Source organism: Corynebacterium sp. NML140438, from assembly GCF_001875725.1.
Classification (GTDB): domain Bacteria; phylum Actinomycetota; class Actinomycetes; order Mycobacteriales; family Mycobacteriaceae; genus Corynebacterium.
In genome coordinates, this window is sequence record NZ_MLCQ01000017.1 from 90,737 (window position 1) to 105,270 (window position 14,534).

The following is a 14,534-nucleotide window of genomic DNA, read 5'->3' on the forward strand; positions in this document are numbered from 1 at the left end:
CACACTCGCCCACTAACAATTTGCAGTTAGTTTTAGGCCAATTCGACGATCTCCATATACTCGTCGCTCCACAGGTCTTCATCACCTTCAGGCATGATGATCACTCGCTCTGGCTCGAGCGCTTCGACAGCTCCAGGGTCGTGCGTGACGAGAACGACAGCGCCGGTATAGGTTTTCAGCGCATCCAATACTTGCTGTCGGGACTGCGGATCCAAGTTGTTCGTCGGCTCGTCAAGAAGAAGGACATTTGCACGCGAGGAAACGAGCGTTGCCAGGGCCAGCCTCGTTTTCTCACCACCAGACAGTGTTCCAGCTGGTTGGTCTAGCTTGTCTCCCGAGAACATGAACGCCCCGAGTAGACCGCGTAGATCCTGTTGCCCTGCATCGGGGCAGGCTTCGATCGTGTTCTCCCAGACTGTTTTGTTACCGTCGATCGTGTCGTGCTCCTGGGCGAAGTATCCGATCTTGAGGCCATGCCCCGACACGACTCCGCCTTCCCCATCGTTCCGTTCGACGCCTGCAAGCAATTTGAGCAACGTCGTCTTACCTGCACCATTGGTGCCAAGCACTACAACACGGGACCCTTTGTCTACTGCTAGATCGACGCCGGCGAACACTTCGAGGGAACCATACATTTTGGTGAGTCCTTTGCCAAACAACGGTGTCTTGCCGCATGGTGCCGGCGTCGGAAAGGAGATAGACGCTACCTTATCCGCCACACGAACGTCATCGAGCTCACCCATCATGCGCTCAGCGCGAGCGAGCATCTGCTTGGCAGCTGCAGCCTTCGTCGCTTTCGCGCCAAGCTTCGCCGCCTGTTTCTGCAGTGCCGAAGCCTTCTTTTCCGCGTTAGCACGTTCGCGACGCCTTCGTGCTTCGTCGAGTGCTCTGGCATCTTGGTACTTCTTGAAGCCCATGTTGTAGACATCAGCCTCAGCACGGACAGCGTCAAGGAACCAGATTTTATTGCACACCGCTTCGAGGAGCTCGACATCGTGCGAGATCATGATGAGCCCACCATCGTGTTTACCCAGAAATGAACGCAGCCATGTAATGGAGTCCGCGTCGAGGTGGTTGGTTGGCTCGTCGAGAAGCAAAGTGGTTTGGGACTTGCCTGATCCAGCTCGCGACGCGAAAAGGATCTGGGCTAATTCCACACGACGTCTTTGGCCACCACTGAGAGTGCTGAGCTGCTGGTCCAGCACCCTTGCAGGAAGGCCGAGGTTGTCACAAATCTGCGCCGCCTCGGCATTCGCCTCGTATCCGCCGAGCGCGTGGTACTGCTCCTCGAGGCGAGAAAACTTTTCGATGGCCTTATCCCTAGTGGCCCCATCCGACTCTTCCATAACCGCGCGTTGGCGATCCATTGATCGCTGGATTCGATCAAGTCCGCGTGCGGACAGCACGCGATCACGCGCGCTCTGCTCAATATTGCCTTCTTTAGAGTCCTGCGGAAGGTATCCGATCTCGCCGGTTCGGGTCACCGTTCCCCCGTAGGGTTCTGTTTCTCCCGCCAGGATACGCATCGTGGTGGTCTTCCCGGCGCCATTGCGGCCTACAAGACCGATTCGATCGCCCGGTTGGACCCTGAGATGCTGCCCTGGGGCTTCGAGAAGCGTCCGAGCCCCTACGCGAACTTCGAGATCAGTAGTAACAATCACAGAGGGTTACTCTACAAGGCCGGGCCAGTAGACGAAAACGTGATCTAAACGGCGAATCCCAGCGCGCGCAGCTGCTCGCGGCCTTCCTCCGTAATCATCTGCGGACCCCATGGCGGCATCCATACCCAGTTGATGACGACTTCTGCGCATACAGTGTTAGCAGTGATCGCCTGCTCTGCCTGTTCTTCGATGACATCGGTGAGCGGACATGCAGGCGAAGTCAGCGTCATGTTCACCACAGCTCGGTGAACATTGTCGGCCGTTTCCACCCACACGTCATAGACAAGGCCAAGGTCCACCACATTGATGCCCAGCTCGGGGTCGATGACGTCGTGCAAATACTCTTCGACTTCCCCGCAAATCTTGAGCTGCTCTTCGGTCTGTTCTGGCCGCTCGTCATTGTCGCCAAGGTTCGAAGTGTGATCGGTATCCACCATATTTTCGCCTTTCTACTTTTCTAGCGCCTCGGACGTGGCAGCTTCAAATGCTTTCCAGCCCAACAACGCACACTTGACGCGCGCTGGGAACTTGGAGACGCCGCCGAACGCGATGCCGTCGCCAATTGCTTCGGGGTCTCCTTGCTTCGTTCCACGAGAAGTAATCATCTCCTCAAAAGAATGCAGCTTCTCCATCGCTTCTTCAACAGTTAATCCGACAATTTCTTCGGTCATCACACTGGTAGAAGCCTGGGAGATTGAGCAACCTTGAGCGTCGTACGACACGTCTTCAACGACTTTGCCGTCAGAAGAAAGGTGGACGCGCAGCGTCAGTTCGTCACCACACGAAGGATTCACGTGGTGTACCTCAGCTTCAAACGGATCGCGTAGCCCCTTATGCCTCGGATTCTTGTAATGATCCAAGATTACTTCTTGGTACATGGATTCTAGGTTCATTGTCTAGGACGCCTCCTCGACTCCAAAAAAGCGGCGAGCCTCGCGAATGGCATTCACCAGCGCGTCTACTTCTTCTTTTGTGTTGTACAGGTAGAAACTCGCCCGCGATGTTGCTTGCATTTGGAGCTCCCGGTGAGCCGGCCAAGCACAATGATGCCCCGTTCGGATGGCGACGCCGTGAGCGTCGAGTACCTGGCCCAAATCATGCGGATGCACGCCTTCCACGGTGAAAGCAATCGCACCACCGCGCTGGTCAGCCACGGTAGGGCCAGCGATTACAAGCCCAGGGATCTCCTGCATCATTTCCAACGCATACTCGGTCAGCATGTGTTCGTGCCGCTGAACGTTGTCCATTCCGATAGACTCCAGGAACTCTACAGCCGCACCGAGACCGACTACCTGGCTTGCCATCTGCGTACCAGCTTCGAAGCGCTGTGGCGTCGGTGCATAGGTAGATGAGTCCATTTTGACAATCTCGATCATGGACCCGCCCGTCAGGAACGGCGGCAGGCTCCGGAAGATTGACTTTCGGCCATACACTGCGCCAACGCCAGACGGACCACACATCTTGTGTCCGGAGAATGCAGCGAAGTCGACGCCGAGGTCGTGGAAATTGACCGGCATGTGCGGGACAGACTGGCAAGCATCAAGCACTGTGAGTGCACCGACCGCTTGCGCACGACGAACGATTTCGTCTACATCTGCCACCGCACCAGTTACGTTCGACTGGTGTGTGAACGCGACTACTTTGACCGTATCGTCTAGTTCAAGACTCTCCAAGTCGACCCGGCCATCTGGGGTCATTGAGTACCACTTGAGCGTCGCGCCAGTGCGTCGGGCTAGCTCTTGCCACGGCACAAGGTTCGCGTGGTGCTCCAACTCGGTGACAACGATCGTGTCTCCGCGTTTCACCTGGACGTCCCCGGCACGGTCATCTCCGAGCACGTACGCTACGAGGTTCAGAGCTTCAGTAGCGTTCTTGGTGAACGCTATCTCTTCCCCATCAGCACCAACGAAGTGAGCGATTCGCTCGCGGGCAGTTTCGTAGGCGTCCGTAGCTTCTTCAGCCAACTGATAGGAGCCCCGGTGTACTGGAGCGAAAGTGTTCAGGACGAACTCTTGTTCAGCGTCCCACACAGCCTGTGGGCGCTGGGAGGTTGCCCCGGAGTCCAGGTACACGAGTGGCTTCCCGTCGCGCACAGTCCTACTGAGGATCGGAAACTCAGCACGAATCGCATCAGTGTTCAGCGTCCCATCAGAATGTACGTATCCCATTAGATGAACTTCTCGTATCCTTCTGCCTCGAGAACATCAGCCAACGAAGCATCACCAGTCTGGATGACCTTGCCATCTGAGAAAATGTGAATGAAGTCGGGCTTCACGTACTCAAGAATTCGCTTGTAGTGGGTGATCATCAGCACGCCACCATTAGTTTCCTCCTGGTAACGGTTAATTCCCTCGGAAACGATGCGGAGCGCATCGACGTCGAGACCAGAGTCAGTTTCATCCATGACGGCAAACTTCGGCTTCAGTAGCGAAAGCTGCATGACCTCGTGACGTTTTTTCTCACCACCAGAGAAGCCTTCATTTACCGAACGCTCCGTGAACGACGAATCCATCTTCAGCTGGTCACGCGCATCACTAAGCTCTCGGACCCAGTCGCGCAGCTTTGGCGCCTCGCCACGAACAGCGGTCACAGCAGAGCGCATGAAGTTCGACGAAGAAACACCCGGAACCTCGACTGGGTACTGCATTGCCAGGAAGAGACCAGCACGTGCGCGTTCGTCAATGTCCATCTCGAGGAGATTTTCGCCGTCAAGGAGTACTTCCCCCTCGGTGACCTCATAGCGTGGGTGGCCAGCGATGGTATAGGCGAGCGTTGACTTGCCTGAGCCATTAGGCCCCATGATGGCGTGGGTCTCACCACTTTTAATAGTGAGGTTTACGCCCTTGAGGATCGGCGTTGGTTCCTGGCCTTCCTCGGTCGGTAGAACATTTGCGTGGAGGTTCTTGATTTCCAGGGTAGACATTGTTTTACTGATTCCTTTTCGTTTTACTGGTTCGTTTGTTCGAGCTCACCGGCGACTCGTGCAACGAGTTCTTCACGGAGGTCTTCAAGTGGGATCTGGTTGAGAACTTCGTTGAAGAAGCCGCGGATGATCAGACGCGTTGCTTCGTCCTCTGGGATGCCCCTGGACCGCAGATAGAACACTTGCTCGTCGTCGAAGCGACCGACGGTAGCTGCGTGGCCGGCTCCAGCAATTTCACCGGTCTCGATTTCGAGGTTTGGGATCGCGTCGGCGCGTGCGCCATCCGTCAATACCAGGTTTCGGTTCGTTTCATACGTGTCTGTCCCGTGCGCACCTGCACGAATCAGCACATCACCGACCCAGCAGGTTCTTGCCTCTGGCAACTTTGATTCCTTGTTTCCCTGGAGTGCGCCCTTGTAGAGCACGTTCGAGCGGCAGTTCGGAACGCTGTGGTCGACAAGCATGCGGTTTTCGATGTACTGGCCGGCGTCGGCAAAGTACACGCCGGTGAGCTCGACGTCTGCACCTGGGGCCGTGAACTTGACTCGTGGCGTGATGCGCACGATCTCTCCACCAAATGCAGCAACGTTGTGTCGCATCACCGCGTCGCGCTCCATCAGGATGGATTGTTGGCCGATGTGGACTGCGTCCAAGTCCCAGTCGGTATCGACGACCGCGCGCACGTGTGCGCCTTCACCGATATGCCAGTTCACGTTGTCTGCGTGAACACCGGTACCGCTGTACTTCACGACGATATCTGCTTCTGCGTGTGTTCCAACCTCGAAGAGGAGCGTCGCAAAAGACGTCGTATCTGCACCTGCCCCAGTGACGGTGACGGTAATGGGGCTCGACAATTTACTGTTCTCGGGCACAGTGATCAAAGTCCCCGTCTTCGCACCAGACCAGGCTTGTGCTGCCACACGGTCTACGGGTGCTCCGGCTACCTTGAGTCGCTCGTCCGACGCTTCTACTTCTTCGACGATGACCTCTTCTGGGGCGTCGATCGCAATCTTGGCAGTGGCTTGCTCCGGGAACTCTCCGTTGTGTAGACCACGAATACGGCGAAGCGGAATAAACCGCCAGACTTCGTCACGTCCGCGTGGAACGGGAAAATCCTCTACGTTGAACGACGAAAACAGATCTCCCTTGTTGTTGTGGGGAGTCGCATTCGATACTGGATTAATCGTTGAAGTCATGGTGATTAGCCCACCGATCCTTCCATTTGCAGTTCGATAAGACGGTTGAGCTCCAGGGCGTATTCCATTGGGAGCTCCTTGGCAATAGGTTCGACGAAGCCACGAACAATCATCGCCATAGCTTCCTCTTCTGCAATGCCGCGGGACATCAAGTAAAACAGTTGCTCTTCGGAGACCTTCGACACCTTCGCTTCGTGTCCGAGCGTGACCCGGTCGTTCCTAATGTCGTTATACGGGTAGGTGTCGGAGCGAGAAATATCGTCGACAAGCAGTGCATCACATTCTACGTTTGAGGCTGAGTTATGCGCATTGGCATTAATTTGAACGAGCCCACGATACGCAGCACGGCCGCCACCGCGAGCAACGGACTTCGAGACAATAGAGCTCGATGTGTGAGGGGCCATGTGCGTCATCTTGGCGCCGGTGTCCTGGAACTGCCCTTCGCCGGCGAACGCAACGGAGAGTACCTCGCCTCGGGCATGCTCACCAGTCATCCACACTGCTGGGTACTTCATTGTGACCTTTGAGCCGATGTTGCCGTCGACCCATTCCATTACCGCGCCTTCTTCAGCCTTAGCGCGCTTCGTCACGAGGTTGTACACGTTGTTCGACCAGTTCTGAATGGTGGTGTATCGGCAGCGGCCACCCTTCTTCACGATGATTTCAACAACGGCGGAGTGCAACGAATCCGACTTGTAAATCGGAGCCGTGCAGCCCTCAACGTAGTGCACATAGGCATCCTCATCGACGATGATGAGTGTCCGTTCGAACTGGCCCATGTTTTCGGTGTTGATACGGAAATAAGCCTGGAGCGGAATATCCACGTGGACCCCTGGTGGTACGTAAATAAACGAACCGCCTGACCAGACGGCAGTATTCAGTGCCGAGAACTTGTTGTCACCAGCAGGAATAACCGTGCCGAAGTATTCTTTGAAAAGGTCCTCGTGCTCACGAAGTGCGGTGTCGGTATCAACGAAGATGACGCCCTTCTTTTCGAGGTCTTCACGGATCTGGTGGTAAACAACCTCGGATTCGTACTGTGCAGCAACACCTGCGACGAGTCGTTGCTTTTCCGCCTCGGGGATCCCGAGCTTGTCGTAGGTGTTCCTGATGTCCTCTGGGAGGTCCTCCCAGCTTGTGGCTGGCTTCTCGGTAGAACGCACGTAGTACTTGATGTTGTCGAAATCGATACCGCTGAGGTCCGCACCCCAAGTAGGCAACGGCTTCTTATCGAAGATATCGAGAGCCTTGAGACGCTGCTCCAGCATCCACTCTGGCTCTTCTTTAATACCGGAGATTTCCTTGACAACCTCCGCGTTCAGACCACGCTTAGCTGCCTGCCCGGCTGTATCTGGATCGTGCCACCCGTAGTTGTAGCTGCCGATCGACTCGATAATTTCATCGTCGTTCATTGGTTTCTCTAAACCGGGTGCGGGATTAGCTTTTGTCATTATTTTCCGCTCCTTTCAGATACGTTTTATTTCGGTCCGTGAACAGCAGTGATTGGAATGTTCGTTGTACAGACGCCGTTGCCTTCGGTGATAGACGCGAGCGGCTGTATGTGCCGCCCCACAACCGTAGCGATCATCTCTTGCTCAGCTTCACAAATCTCTGGATGCACAGAAGCAACGTGGGATACCGGGCAGTGATGCTGACAAATTTGAATACCTGCACCTGCTTGGGTGACCGAAGCGACATACCCGTGACGCTCTAACGCCGAGACGAGTTCCGTAACGACGGCTGTCAACTCGTCCCTCGTTGATTCTTCCGAAATGGGTTCAACATTCTCGACTATTCGTTCTATTCTTGCCTTGGCAAATTCTTTGACCGCTGCTGGGCCACCGAGCGCTTCAATAGTATCGATCGCGTCCAGCGCCATTTCTTCATAGTTGCTGCCGAAGCTGTTTCGGCCTTCTTCTGTCAAACAGTAGTGTTTCGCGGGTCGGCCTCGGGGCGTTTCCTCCCCAGCAACCGGCAATGGCTCACATGTCTCTATGAGTCCTGCGTCGGTAAGTTTATCCAGGTGCCGCCGAATGCCTGCGGCGGATATTCCCGTTTGCTCACCAAGTGTTGATGCGGTCACAGGTCCACACTTGAGAAGGAGCGACATCACCCGCTTCCTGGTGCCACCGTCTACTGACCGCGCTTGGTTCAACACTGACTCACCTCGCTTCGATCTTCAACTTTCCAACTGACTGGCCGTATACCGACCGGCCTTTACACAACACTACTGTGTCCTAATTCATTGTGCACGTTCGCCACGGTAGTTCGACTACAATCTTGCGTGTGTTGTTCCAGGGTCCACCGTTTCGGTCATTGCTCGATGCCTTCCCGCGTATCGGTAAACCTGGTTCAAGATCGGCGGGACTTCACCGCGCTTCGACAGAAGTGTGGAGAGGTCAGGATTTTCGGTCCACCAATTACGCGGAGCAGAACCGTTTTGCGCTCTTTCGTTGGCTTGGATTGGTTGGCACGCTTCTCATCGGTTTAGGAGGCCTCGGTGGCGGGGCGTTGCCGGTCGTCGATAATCCATGGTTCTCGTTGCCAGGTGGCGCAGTCCTCGGCCGAATGATGCAGGCTTCTTCCTCGATCGTCCTGTTCGGTGTGGGTCTGCTTGTCACGGCTTGGCTCTGCATGGGACCATTCGTGGGGGCCAGTGGCCAACGGCCACGGGTGTCGACGTCACTTCTCTTGCGCACGTTTGTTGCTTGGGTAGTGCCTTTGCTCATTACCGCCCCCCTTTTTACGCAAGACATATATTCTTATTTGGCAAACGGTGCCATTGTCCGTTTCGGCCTTGATCCGTATTCCGCTGGTCCGGTAGAACTGCTAGGTGCTGAGCACCATTTAGCACGCTCCGTTCCGTTTATCTGGGCGCATTCGCCGAGCCCATATGGGCCGGTTGCATTAGGTATTGCGGCGGCAATTTCGAGCGTGACCGCTGACTCTATTGTTCTCGGGGTTATTGCTCACCGTCTTGTTTCATTCGGCGGTGTACTGGCAGCAGCATGGGGTATCCGAAATGTTGCCCGCCGCTGTGGAGTGCCCGAAACTGCAGCGTTGTGGCTTGGCATCTTAAATCCGCTCACAATTCTCCACCTCATCGGTGGTATCCATAACGAAGCAATCATGCTCGGTTTTGTTTTGGTCGGATTAGAACTAGGGCTGCGTGGCGTCGACCTATTGAGGATCGTGAGCTCCGGACAAGCGTGGGGTTACCTTGCTTTGTCTGCGATTTCCATTACTTGTGGTGGACTCGTGAAAGTGACGGGCTTTATCGGTCTTGGTTTTATTGGGATGGCAATCGCTCGAGCGCTTGCCCAGCGTCGACAAAAGGCCCCGGCGCTGGGCATTGCGATTGCCTTCCAAACAATCATGCTTGTATTGACGACGGCTGCTGTTTCCTCGATAACGGGTATCGGGCTCGGATGGGTCACTGGACAAGGCGGAGCGGCGTCGATACGTAGCTGGCTTTCAGTATCCACAGACGTCGGCGTGGTCAGCGGTTTCGTTGGGATGCTTTTGGGGCTGGGCGACCATATTGACGCCATGCTCATTGTCACCCGCGGCATAGGAGTTGCGATCGCTGTAGCGTTTCTCATTCGTTTACTGTGGGCTACATTGCGGGGAACCATCCACCCTGCAGGTGGACTTGGCGTCGCAACGCTTGTTCTTGTTATCTTCTTCCCCGTTGTGCACCCCTGGTACCCGCTTTGGGCAATCTACCCACTTGCTGCATGGGCGAACAGGTTCTTTTTCCGCGCAGGCGTTGCGGTGTACTCTGCCACGTTTAGCTTTCTTGTATTGCCTCGCGGGCTCGGCCTTCAAGCTAAGACGGTATTCACGATTTATGGTGTCGCAGCCTGCTGCTTTGTAGCGTTTCTCGCTGTTGCGTTTCTGTGGTACCGACGCTTCGGCTCAGGCAAGCTACACTAGCTATCCATGAACGTGCCTGTTCTCTCAGTTGACAATGTAACAAAGACTTTTGGGGCGGTTACAGCGGTGGATCGAGCGTCGTTTACCGCGAAACAAGGTACCGTGCTGGCCCTGCTCGGCCCGAACGGGGCGGGCAAAACCACAACCATTGAAATGTGTGAGGGGTTTACTCGCCCCACTTCAGGAGCCATCACTGTGCTGGGCGAGAACCCCGCCACGCACCCTCAACGGGTACGGGACCGGATTGGAATCATGTTGCAGGGTGGCGGATCGTATTCGGGAGTCAAAGTCCGAGAGATGTTGAAGCTGTCAGCTTCATACAACGCTCACCCCCACGATCCCCAGTGGCTCATGGAGCTCTTAGGGCTCGAAGGAGTAGCGAACACAACCTATCGACGCCTCTCCGGTGGCCAAAAGCAGCGCTTGTCTCTAGCGCTAGCACTGATTGGACGGCCCGAACTGGTATTCCTTGACGAGCCAACCGCCGGGATGGATGCGCAGTCTCGCAATGCGGTATGGGATATTGTCTCCGCGTTGAAACGCGACGGAACCACCATCGTCTTGACGACCCACCTCATGGATGAGGCCGAGTCGCTCGCTGATGACATCGTCATTATGGATCATGGAAAAGTCGTGGCGGAGGGAACGCCGGCTGACCTGACGAGTGGATCCTTCGAGGAACAGGTCTCTTTCAGCACGGCACAACCGCTGGATTTAGACGAAGTCGCGAGGAACGCGGCGCAGTCGAAGCTTGATGCAACCTTCACGCAGGTTCGTCCATTGCGTTACGTCGCTCGCGGCACAGTTTCGCCAAACCTTGTTGCATGGATAGCCCAGGAAGCCGTCGATCAGTCTGTTCTCATACGAGATATGCAGGTTCGCCATAAGGATCTGGAAGAAGTGTTTTTGACGATCACAGGTAAGGAACTAAGGAGCTAACAGTGCATATCAAGGAAGGAACCTTTACACCCGCCCCGCAGCGGTCCTCAAAAATTGCGATGGCGAGCGCCCAAGGGATCATTGAAAGCAGGTTGATGCTGCGCCATGGTGAGCAGTTGTTGCTCAGCATATTCATCCCAGCAGCGCTCCTCATCGCATCGGTCTCTTTGCCGATTTTTGGGGAGGATCTCAGCCTTGACACGTTAGTGCCGATGGTGTTCGCAGTTGCCGCGACAAGTTCCGGGTTTACCGGACAGGCAATTTCGCTCGCCTTTGACCGGCGATACGGAGCGCTGAAACGAACGGGCGCCTCGGGAGTACCGCCGTGGACAATCATCGTCGGAAAGATCCTTGGTGTGGTTTCGATGGTGTGTGTTCAGATTGCAGTACTAGGGCCGGTGGCTGCATTCCTTGGTTGGCGTCCCTCGCTCTCAGGCGCGGTATTGGGCGCCTGCGTCCTGTTCTTAGGAGTTGCCTGTTTCACCTCACTCGGACTACTCATGGGTGGTTCCCTCAGCTCGGAAATGGTCCTGGCTGTCTCAAACTTGTTATGGGTGATCATGATGGGCATCGTCGGCTGGGTCGTCTACTCGGGTGACCTCAGCCAAGCTGGATGGTGGAATCTGGTGCCAACGGTATCACTTGCTGCGGGCATATCGGACGCCCTCGCATTGACGGCGAACGTGCCGGCGCTGCTTAGCTTGTTGGCGTGGGTGGTCGCTGGTGTGAGCGCCAGTGTTCGCTTCTTCCGTTTTGATGATTAGGCGTTTGCGCTCATCGACTAAGCTGACAGTCTGAATACTCAAACACGTTTAATACGTCCAAGGAATGTGCATGACCCTAGAACAGACCGATGCGCCTGTAGCGCGTCAGGGTGGCAAGCAACCTCCCACCCTCAAACTGCAACGAACGCTAGCGATGATCCTGCTGTTGTGCCAAGGGGGAATCACTGTCACTGGCTCCCTCGTCCGTGTGACAGGCTCGGGCCTCGGTTGCAACACCTGGCCGCTGTGCCATGAGGGCTCGCTGGTCCCTGTCGCTGGTGCCGCCCCTTGGATTCACCAGACGATCGAGTTCGGGAACCGTCTTCTCACCTTTGTGGTGGCCGCCGCCGCGATCGCTGTGCTGTGGGCCGTATACCAAGCTCATCGGGGGAAACCCGTGAAGCGTTTGGCATGGTTTTCGCTAGCTGGCGTTGTTGTGCAAGCGGTGCTTGGCGGAATCTCCGTGCGCCTTGATCTTCAGTGGTGGGCGGTCGCCGTTCACTTCTTACCGTCAATGGTGCTGGTCTGGGTCGCCGCAGTGCTCTACATGCGGCTGGCTGAAGATGAGTCGACGCCTGCTACGACCTGCTACCCGAAACGCATTCGGACTATCGCAGTCATCGCTACTGTAGCGTTGAGCTGTGTGCTTGTTACCGGCACGATGGTTACCGGCTCCGGCCCTCACTCGGGCGATGCAAGCGTGGGCATGGAAGGCCGACTTGCTATTGACACCGCGTTGCTGGCATATGTTCATGCTGCTTGCATGTACGTATATCTGCTTTTTACCGTGATCACGTTTTTCATGCTACGCAGGGCGAATGCACCACACGCAGCGCAACAGACCTCTTGGTTCCTCCTTGGCCTCATTCTGGTTCAGTGGGCCGTAGGTTTGAGCCAGTACTACATGGGAGTCCCCCGCTGGACGATCCCTATTCACATTGGTCTGTCGTCCCTAGTCGTAGCGTTTACGGCATTTTTGTATGCGCACGCCGTGCGTAGAGAGTTGCTGTGACGCCGCGCGTAAACACGATGTAGCCTGGTGAAGTATGAGAGCGATTGATGTTGACGCGCAGCACGCGCGTTGCGTTGACGTCGCTTCCCCAACCCCCAGCGATAGTGGGCTTCTAGTCGAGGTTCTCTACGCTGGGGTTTTTCTTGACGACGCCACCTCCGGCAATCATGGTTGCGGACGCGTCTTGACCGATCCACAAGATGAGGTAGCGCCGGGAACTATGGTGGCGTGGAGTGAAGCTCCAGGCCAGATTGCTGAGCACGTAGTCGTGGACCGAAACCGCGTGGTAGCGGTATCGGACAATATAGCTCCGCAGGTGGCTGCCTCGATGCTGCGGCCGGGGATTGCGGCAGCGTATGCGTTATTCGAGGTGCTTGATCTCGTGCAGGGCGAAGCAGTCGTCGTTACTGAAGCGAGCTCCCCTATCGGGCTGTACGCAATCGCGCTTGCTCGTGAGCGCGATGTCATTGTGTATGCGGTAGCTGATACCGCAGAAGGGCAACGCGCAGCGCGAAATGCTGGTGCTACAGCTGTGTTCGAAGACAAGCCGAGATCCGTTTCTGCGATCATGGCGCTCAACGACGGCATCGGGGTAGACGCAATGATGGTCTCACGCAATGCCTTGGACAATGGGTTTGCGTGTCAGGTTGGGCGCAGCTCTGCACGAACGTGTTATTACGAGGACTTGGCGTCAATAAGCGTGGATACAAACGAGTTCCGCAAACACGCGCAGGCCGTCACCCGGATGCTTGAAGAGTGCCGATGGCAGCCGTCGGTCGAGGTGCTGGAATCGCTAGAAGACGCCGACTCGTTGCCAAGCGAACATCGCGCACCCACGGACAAGTCACGGCTTTTGGCTATCAACCTCCGCGGGCGCTCTGGCTAGAAGAACGACGCGAACAGCGGTGTCCAGCCAAGGACCGCATCAACTGAAAGGCCTAGGAACAACGCGGCCAAGTAGTTGTTGGAAAGAATGAACAGCTTCAGCGGCTTTACCTTTTCCCCCTGCTTCACCCCAGCATGCAACTGTGTGGCAACTGCCAGGAACAAAACACCTGAAACTATCGCAGTAATGAGGTAGATCCACGATGTTGCGGGAACCAACAGCAAAGATACGCCAACGGTCCACCACGAATAGATGAGTATTTGCCGGGTGGTTTCCGCGGGAGATGCAACGACTGGCAGCATCGGGACGTTGGCACGCGCATAGTCCGCCCGGTACTTCATCGCGAGGGCCCATGTGTGCGGTGGCGTCCAGAAAAAGATGATCATGAACATAACGATCGCTTGCCACCAGGCATCCTTAGAACCGTCGGTGACGTTATCTCTGATCGCAGCCCACCCGACCATTACAGGCATACAGCCCGCGGCACCACCCCAGATGACGTTTTGCCAAGTCCGCCGCTTCAGCCACTTAGTATAAACGTAGATGTAAAAGAAGTTGGTCAAAATAATGAAAAACGCGGCGAGCCATGACTTACACAGCAAACCCAACCAGAGCACACTCGCGATCAGTAGCGTCCACGCGAAAACCGCAGCTTTTTGCTTGGTAACTTTGGCGCGAACGAGTGGACGAGCGCGTGTGCGTCCCATTTTCTGATCGATGTCATAGTCGGCGACCATGTTGAACGCATTTGCCGCGCCGGCGCCCATCCATCCCCCAAACAAGGTTGCAAGGATAAGCCACACGTGAACCGTGCCGCGGTCTGCTTGCAACATCGCTGGAATGGCCGCGACCAGGAGAAGTTCAATGACCCTCGGCTTCGTCAGCGCGAAGTATGCCTTGATGGTCTCCAATACTTCTCCTCCACATTAAATTTCAACCGTCCGGCTTGAACTTTGACGCAACACTGGTGAGCGTTCGGGCGTCGAGCACTTCGACTGAAATGGTACCGCACTACGGTGCATGAAGAACCTTCAGCCTTCACACGCTATAGCCCTCCCGGTGATGTTAGCCTCCGCTCACCCATTTGTCAGAATTAACGCCCCATTTACACCTGCTGGCTTCCTTTTGATCATAGACGGCAGTCGCGTAGAGCACGCAGGCTAGTGTCACCACCATGAGAGGATTTTTACACTAGGCTTAGTCCTGTTCTGTTTCCA

General features: G+C 55.8%; 14 protein-coding genes and 1 pseudogene. 5 read left to right on the forward strand and 10 right to left on the reverse strand.

Features of this window, described 5'->3' with window-relative positions; genetic code table 11:
• Positions 1-32: 32 nt before the first annotated feature.
• From BJP08_RS03435 to BJP08_RS11985, 9 genes and pseudogenes are all read right to left on the reverse strand, one after another.
• Positions 33-1,661 carry an ABC-F family ATP-binding cassette domain-containing protein gene (locus BJP08_RS03435; RefSeq protein ID WP_071568272.1) on the reverse strand — a complete coding sequence of 543 codons (1,629 nt, stop codon included), beginning with the start codon at positions 1,659-1,661 and terminating at the stop codon, positions 33-35.
• 44 nt (positions 1,662-1,705) lie between these two features.
• Positions 1,706-2,098 (reverse strand): metal-sulfur cluster assembly factor, encoded by a 393-nt coding sequence (locus BJP08_RS03440; protein ID WP_071568273.1) that lies wholly within the window; start codon positions 2,096-2,098, stop codon positions 1,706-1,708.
• A gap of 12 nt (positions 2,099-2,110) precedes the next feature.
• Positions 2,111-2,554: a Fe-S cluster assembly sulfur transfer protein SufU gene (gene sufU / locus BJP08_RS03445; RefSeq protein WP_071568274.1), complete on the reverse strand. Its 444-nt coding sequence runs from the start codon at positions 2,552-2,554 to the stop codon at positions 2,111-2,113.
• A gap of 3 nt (positions 2,555-2,557) precedes the next feature.
• Entirely contained in the window at positions 2,558-3,829 is a 1,272-nt protein-coding gene (locus BJP08_RS03450) for a cysteine desulfurase (protein ID WP_071568275.1), read from the reverse strand.
• Positions 3,829-4,584 carry a Fe-S cluster assembly ATPase SufC gene (gene sufC, locus BJP08_RS03455; protein ID WP_071568276.1) on the reverse strand — a complete coding sequence of 252 codons (756 nt, stop codon included), beginning with the start codon at positions 4,582-4,584 and terminating at the stop codon, positions 3,829-3,831. The genes BJP08_RS03450 and sufC overlap by 1 nt, the downstream gene beginning before the upstream one ends.
• Before the next feature lie 23 nt (positions 4,585-4,607).
• Positions 4,608-5,780, reverse strand: coding sequence for a Fe-S cluster assembly protein SufD (gene sufD, locus BJP08_RS03460; protein ID WP_071568277.1), 1,173 nt, complete (start codon positions 5,778-5,780; stop codon positions 4,608-4,610).
• A gap of 5 nt (positions 5,781-5,785) precedes the next feature.
• Entirely contained in the window at positions 5,786-7,231 is a 1,446-nt protein-coding gene (sufB, locus tag BJP08_RS03465) for a Fe-S cluster assembly protein SufB (protein ID WP_071568278.1), read from the reverse strand.
• 26 nt (positions 7,232-7,257) lie between these two features.
• Positions 7,258-7,704, reverse strand: a complete 447-nt coding sequence (locus tag BJP08_RS03470; protein ID WP_369816397.1) for a helix-turn-helix transcriptional regulator — start codon at positions 7,702-7,704, stop codon at positions 7,258-7,260.
• A gap of 75 nt (positions 7,705-7,779) precedes the next feature.
• Positions 7,780-7,938 (reverse strand): annotated as a pseudogene (locus BJP08_RS11985) (helix-turn-helix domain-containing protein); the annotation flags it as partial.
• A gap of 128 nt (positions 7,939-8,066) precedes the next feature.
• Between BJP08_RS11985 and mptB the strand changes: the two are divergent.
• The 5 genes from mptB to BJP08_RS03495 all read left to right on the forward strand — a co-directional run bounded on the left by mptB (position 8,067) and on the right by BJP08_RS03495 (position 13,317).
• Positions 8,067-9,716: a polyprenol phosphomannose-dependent alpha 1,6 mannosyltransferase MptB gene (mptB, locus tag BJP08_RS03475; protein ID WP_071568280.1), complete on the forward strand. Its 1,650-nt coding sequence runs from the start codon at positions 8,067-8,069 to the stop codon at positions 9,714-9,716.
• A 6-nt stretch (positions 9,717-9,722) separates the two neighbouring features.
• Positions 9,723-10,655 carry an ABC transporter ATP-binding protein gene (locus BJP08_RS03480; protein WP_071568281.1) on the forward strand — a complete coding sequence of 311 codons (933 nt, stop codon included), beginning with the start codon at positions 9,723-9,725 and terminating at the stop codon, positions 10,653-10,655.
• A gap of 2 nt (positions 10,656-10,657) precedes the next feature.
• Complete coding sequence (locus BJP08_RS03485) at positions 10,658-11,419, forward strand: ABC transporter permease (protein WP_177221707.1); 762 nt, start codon at positions 10,658-10,660, stop codon at positions 11,417-11,419.
• 70 nt (positions 11,420-11,489) lie between these two features.
• The gene (locus BJP08_RS03490; protein WP_071568282.1) at positions 11,490-12,431 is read left to right on the forward strand and encodes a heme A synthase; all 942 of its coding nucleotides are present in this window, start codon (positions 11,490-11,492) and stop codon (positions 12,429-12,431) included.
• A gap of 34 nt (positions 12,432-12,465) precedes the next feature.
• Positions 12,466-13,317, forward strand: coding sequence for a hypothetical protein (locus BJP08_RS03495; protein ID WP_143110003.1), 852 nt, complete (start codon positions 12,466-12,468; stop codon positions 13,315-13,317).
• Here BJP08_RS03495 and BJP08_RS03500 read toward each other — a convergent pair.
• Positions 13,314-14,228: a heme o synthase gene (locus BJP08_RS03500; protein WP_071568284.1), complete on the reverse strand. Its 915-nt coding sequence runs from the start codon at positions 14,226-14,228 to the stop codon at positions 13,314-13,316. The two genes, BJP08_RS03495 and BJP08_RS03500, sit on opposite strands and share 4 nt — an antisense overlap.
• Between the last annotated feature and the right edge of the window lie 306 nt (positions 14,229-14,534).

Excerpts from the sequence above, each read along its gene's own strand:
- BJP08_RS03440 (WP_071568273.1), bottom strand. The coding sequence starts at position 2,098 with ATGGTGGATACCGATCACACTTCGAACCTTGGCGACAATGACGAGCGG.
- sufU (WP_071568274.1), bottom strand. The coding sequence starts at position 2,554 with ATGAACCTAGAATCCATGTACCAAGAAGTAATCTTGGATCATTACAAG.
- BJP08_RS03450 (WP_071568275.1), bottom strand. The coding sequence starts at position 3,829 with ATGGGATACGTACATTCTGATGGGACGCTGAACACTGATGCGATTCGT.
- sufC (WP_071568276.1), bottom strand. The coding sequence starts at position 4,584 with ATGTCTACCCTGGAAATCAAGAACCTCCACGCAAATGTTCTACCGACC.
- sufD (WP_071568277.1), bottom strand. The coding sequence starts at position 5,780 with ATGACTTCAACGATTAATCCAGTATCGAATGCGACTCCCCACAACAAC.
- sufB (WP_071568278.1), bottom strand. The coding sequence starts at position 7,231 with ATGACAAAAGCTAATCCCGCACCCGGTTTAGAGAAACCAATGAACGAC.
- BJP08_RS03480 (WP_071568281.1), top strand. The coding sequence starts at position 9,723 with ATGAACGTGCCTGTTCTCTCAGTTGACAATGTAACAAAGACTTTTGGG.
- BJP08_RS03490 (WP_071568282.1), top strand. The coding sequence starts at position 11,490 with ATGACCCTAGAACAGACCGATGCGCCTGTAGCGCGTCAGGGTGGCAAG.
- BJP08_RS03495 (WP_143110003.1), top strand. The coding sequence starts at position 12,466 with ATGAGAGCGATTGATGTTGACGCGCAGCACGCGCGTTGCGTTGACGTC.